Consider the following 4,843-nt stretch of genomic DNA (forward strand, 5'->3'; position numbering starts at 1 on the left):
GGCTGATCCCCATTCCCCTCAACCGTTTTACTGCAACTACCGTTGAACCGTTCTGCTGTTGCATCGCCTCAACTCATGCAAGCGTGTCGGTCCCCGAAGCAGCCAAGCCGATAACAATTCTGATCCTTCGTGATCGCTTGAACGTCTGGCCCTGCTCCGCGGATTCCATGATGGCTCGGGAAAGCCCACCACAAAGCCGAATACACGAATGCAACCGCTCCCGTTTGCCGGGTTGAAGAAAAAGTTTCAGCAGGATGGAAAATGAAGAATCACATGCCGTGAAGCTGAAGCTTCACAACATCGTGCCGCCAGGATTTGACGGGGGAGTCCATACATGATTGTTAGGCGTGCTCACGGTTGCACGGTGACGATGAGCTTGGCACCTAGTGGGCCCGAGATTGCCTGGGTTTGCCCAGCAGCGACTTGAAATCTGATAATTTCCTTGCCTTCGCCAGCAGAACTGCCTGTACTGATCGCATGCTGAGAAATTGCGTAATCTTCTTTGATTTCTCCGCCATAGCGGCACTCCCACTCTCCTGTGACAAGGCCGCCCATCTCCGTTGATCGTGCCGATAGCCTGACTGTGTTGATCATCGTACTCTGGCCGCAATCTACTCCGTTGGGCTGGTTGCAGATTACGGCGGTTGATGGAGGGAGCTTTACCATGACGGCTTCTCCGTCCAGCGGAACTGGCTGTAGCGGAATATTCTGGGTTGGAACAAGTTGCCGCAGGTGCTCAACATCGACTCTCGGTGCTGGTGCGCTCAGGGAGACACGTAGTGCATCTAAATTTGAAGACTGTGGCGCACTGGCGCAGCCCGCAAGCGTGGCAATTAGCAGAGGCAGAACATTGGCTTTCACGGGAATCTCCAAAAAGACGCCTAACACCTTGAGTTAAGCCGCGCCGAAGGCGTCGGCTTAAATGAATAGTTAGGCCTCACTGGGCCTATGGTGAACAACGGTTGGGACGTCCTGGCAATTCTTTAGGACAGCGTATTTGCCGTTTGACCTAATGACCAACGAGATGGGTAAGGAAGTGGCCCCATCATCTACGGAAATTCGTACCTCCATCTCCTGATTTTCGAAGGTTCTTAGCTCCTCGATGAGCTGAGCCACAGTCTTGCCTCGTCCTGTCCATTCTGGATTGATCATATGTGTGACCTAACACCTAGTAGACCGCCTATGTGCTGCGTATCGTCCGAGCATGCCACAGCCCGAACACAAATGAACAGGCATTCATACCAGAAAAAACTGGCATCTCCCCGCAAATCCACGACTACGACACCCGCGCATGACGCGAAATACACCGCTCGGGTGCGGCACTAATATTTACACCCGCAAGAATGCGGCGTAATCCGCTGTGAGATACCTGAAAAACCGGCAAGCACTCATGAAAAAGCCGCCCCGAAGGGCGGCTTTTTCATGCTCGGCAACAAGGGCAGCGAGACCTTCAGCCGCGACGGCCTGCCAGAAGGTCTATTCGATGCCCGGTACTCAGCGGCAGCCTTCCAGCTTGAGCTTCTGCCCCGGCTTGAGGGCATAGGCCGGGGCACGCAGGCCGTTGGCACGGGCCAACTGCGGCACCTGGCAGTTGTAGCGGCGGGCAATGGCATTGAGGGTGTCGCCACGGGCGACGGTGTGCTGGCGCGGGGCGGTGCTGCGTGCCGGTGCCGGCGTGGTCGCAGCGGCCGGTGCCGGGGCAACCGCCACCGGCGTAACCTGGGCGCTGCTGATGTCACCCACGGCCACACTGCCATGCAGGGTGGCAGCCTGCGGGCGAATGATCGCGGCATTGACGTCGGCGGTGATCAGGGTGCGGGCCAGGTCGGCACGCGGGCCGGAAACGCAATACCGGTTGTACAGCCCGGCAATGCGGGTGGTGGCATTGATCACGGTGCCGGCTGGAATCCAGCCATCGGCCTGGTAACGCGGGTTCATGTTGCGCAGCACGCGCATGTAGCCATCACGGGTGTTGTTGCTGCCCAGGCAGATGGTCAGCTCGTAAATGGTGGTGGACTTGGCCAGGCGGATGGTGGCCGGCTGTGCATTGACCTTGGGAAACTCCACCCCGTACTGCTGCGGGTGCAGGAAAATCCAGGCCGCGGCAATCACCATGGGCACGTAGTCACGGGTTTCAGCCGGGAATTCGTTGTAGCTCCACTGGGTCCAGAAGCTCTGCCCGCCCGATTCACGGAACACGCGCGCCGCCCGCCCTTCACCGCCGTTGTAACCGGCCAGGGCCATTTCAATATTGTTGTTGAGCCCGCGCATGCGCTCGTTGATGAACGCCGCACTGGCCTCGGCCGCACTGCGCGCGTCATAGCGGGTATCAAAGCCGGTGCCGTCCGGGCCCAGGCCGAAACGGCGGCCGGTGGCCGGCATGAACTGCATCAGGCCAGCAGCGCCGGCACGCGAATTGGCGTGCACCCGGCCATTGGATTCCTTGGCCATGATGCCGAACAGCAGTGCCTCGGGCAGGCCACGCTTCTCCCATTCCGGCCACATCACCTGGCGCAGGTTGGCGTAGTTTTCATAGCTGGTCAGCAGCGCCGGGCGCATGTCGGTGAGCCAGCGGCGGATACCGGCCTGCACCGCCGGGTTGTATTCCACCATTTCATCGAAGGCGTGGCGGTGGTCGTTGAGCAGTTGCGCAGCGCGCGCCGCTTCGGGCACATCGGCCACCAGCGGGGCCACATGGTCCGGGTCGGCCAGCACCGGCCCGGTGGCAATGCCCAGCTCGTCATCGCTGCCATCGCCGGCATCGGCCTGGCCCTTGAGCAGGCGCTTGTAGGTGGCCAACAGGTTGCCCATCTGGCAGCCGCGCTGGCCAACGCAGTCATTGAGCACATCCTCCATGTCCTCCAGCGCCGCGTCAGCCTCGCCCTGCCCCTTCGGGTCCGCCGCATCGACCAGGGCCAAGGCATCGGTGTAGCGCTTCTCGGCAGCAGCCATGCGCGTTTCCAGCACGGTAATCCTGTCGCGGTCACGCGCCGAGACCCGTTGGGCCTGGGCATCGGCCACCGGCATCAGCAGGCCAGCGGCCAACAGCAGGGACAGCGGGCGCAGCACAAAGCAAAACTTGGACATGGCAGGCACTTACAGCGGGCAAGCCAGCAGGTTAGCCGCGGGTGCCGGCGGCGACAAGCGGCCAGACAGCTGCCGCCGCGCATGGCTAGAATGCCTGCCAGTCATCATTCACAAAGCATCGCCATGGATCCGATCCTGCTCGGCAAGGGCCTCACCGACGACACCCCCGTTCACCTGCTGCCGCGCTTCGGCAACCGGCATGGCCTGGTGGCCGGCGCCACCGGCACCGGCAAGACCGTGACCCTGATGACCCTGGCCGAGAACTTCTCGCGCATCGGCGTGCCGGTGTTCATGGCCGATGCCAAGGGCGACGTGGCCGGCCTGGCCGTGCCGGGTGAAGTCAATGAAAAGCTCGCCGCACGGGCGGCCGAGATCGGCGTGGATGGTTTCTCCGCATCGGGCAACCCGACCATCTTCTGGGACCTGTACGGCACCACCGGCCACCCGGTACGCACCACGGTGAGCGAAATGGGCCCGACCCTGCTCTCGCGCATCCTGGAGCTCAACGACACCCAGGCCGGGGTGATGGACATCGTGTTCAAGCTGGCCGATGACCGCGGCCTGCTGCTGCTGGACCTGGATGACCTCAAGGCCCTGCTGGGCCTGGTGGCCGAGGAACGCAAGACCGTCTCCACCGAATATGGCCTGGTCAGTGCACAGAGCATCGGCGCGATCCAGCGCTCGCTGCTGCGCCTGGTCAGCGATGGTGGTGAGCAGTTCTTCGGCGAGCCGGCCCTGCAACTGGCCGACATCATGCGCGTCAACCACGATGGCCGCGGCGTGGTCTCGATCCTGGCTGCCGACAAGCTGATCCTCAAGCCGCGCCTGTATTCCACCTTCCTGCTGTGGCTGCTGTCCGAGCTGTTTGAAACCCTGCCCGAGGTGGGCGACCTGGAAAAGCCCAAGCTGGTGTTCTTCTTCGACGAGGCCCACCTGCTGTTTGCCGATGCACCGCCCGCCCTGCAGCAGCGCATCGAACAGGTGGTGCGCCTGATCCGCTCCAAGGGCGTGGGCGTGTACTTCTGCTCGCAGCTGCCTGATGACGTGCCCGATGCGGTACTGGGCCAGCTCGGCAACCGCGTGCAGCACGCCCTGCGCGCCTTCACCCCGCGCGACCAGAAGGCCGTGCGTGCGGCGGCCGAAACCTTCGTGCCCAACCCGAAACTTGATGTGCGCGCCACCCTGACCACGATGGGCACCGGCATCGCCCTGGTGTCCACCCTGCAGGACAAGGGCATCCCCTCGCCGGTGCAGGAAACCATGATTGCCCCGCCGCGCTGCCGCATGGGCGCGATCAGCGAGGCAGAGCGCGCGCAGATCCGTGCCGGCAGCCCGGTCGGTGCCCAGTACGACACCGCGATCAACCGCGAATCGGCCGCCGAACTGCTCGCCGCACGTGCCCAGCAACAGGCTGATCAAAGCAACGCCCCGGCGGCCAAGGAAGAAAGCGGCGGTATCGGCCAGTCGATCCGTGAGTTCATGTTCGGCAACGGCCGCAAGCAGGGCATGGTGGAATCGGTGGCCAAGCAGACCACACGCAATGTCGGCGGCCAGATCGGGCGCAACATCGGCGGCTCGATCGGCGAATCGGTGATGGGCAAGAGCGGCAAGAAATTCGGCGCGCAGATCGGCAACCAGATCGTACGCGGCATTCTTGGTGGCATCTTCGGCCGCCGCTGATCTTCCTTCGGGCCGGCACATGCCGGCCCGTCTTTCATTGCACGCAAGGACCGCCATGCAACATTCCCGCCCGACC

Annotated in this window: 4 protein-coding genes; 2 read left to right on the forward strand and 2 right to left on the reverse strand. The window is 62.6% G+C overall.

Features of this window, described 5'->3' with window-relative positions:
- Positions 1–236, forward strand: a 236-nt coding sequence (locus ABB30_RS16685; protein ID WP_211263506.1) for a hypothetical protein, incomplete at its 5' end; no start/stop codon positions are given.
- A 115-nt stretch (positions 237–351) separates the two neighbouring features.
- On the opposite strand, the gene ABB30_RS16390 is transcribed toward ABB30_RS16685, so the two are convergent.
- Both ABB30_RS16390 and ABB30_RS15335 read right to left on the reverse strand, forming a co-directional pair.
- On the reverse strand, positions 352–861 hold the full coding sequence (locus ABB30_RS16390) for a hypothetical protein (protein ID WP_152980793.1): 510 nt from the start codon (positions 859–861) through the stop codon (positions 352–354).
- Positions 862–1,494: 633 nt separating this feature from the next.
- Positions 1,495–3,087, reverse strand: coding sequence for a transglycosylase SLT domain-containing protein (locus tag ABB30_RS15335; protein ID WP_057639179.1), 1,593 nt, complete (start codon positions 3,085–3,087; stop codon positions 1,495–1,497).
- A gap of 123 nt (positions 3,088–3,210) precedes the next feature.
- On the opposite strand from ABB30_RS15335, the gene ABB30_RS15340 reads away from it, so the two are divergent.
- Positions 3,211–4,767 (forward strand): helicase HerA-like domain-containing protein, encoded by a 1,557-nt coding sequence (locus ABB30_RS15340; protein WP_057639180.1) that lies wholly within the window; start codon positions 3,211–3,213, stop codon positions 4,765–4,767.
- The last annotated feature ends 76 nt before the right edge of the window (positions 4,768–4,843 follow it).

Origin of the sequence: Stenotrophomonas ginsengisoli, assembly GCF_001431485.1 — a bacterium.
Taxonomy (GTDB): Bacteria; Pseudomonadota; Gammaproteobacteria; order Xanthomonadales; family Xanthomonadaceae; genus Stenotrophomonas; species Stenotrophomonas ginsengisoli.

Bases quoted from the DNA above. Each gene is read 5' to 3' on its own strand.
- ABB30_RS15335 (WP_057639179.1), bottom strand. From the start codon at position 3,087: ATGTCCAAGTTTTGCTTTGTGCTGCGCCCGCTGTCCCTGCTGTTGGCC.
- ABB30_RS15340 (WP_057639180.1), top strand. From the start codon at position 3,211: ATGGATCCGATCCTGCTCGGCAAGGGCCTCACCGACGACACCCCCGTT.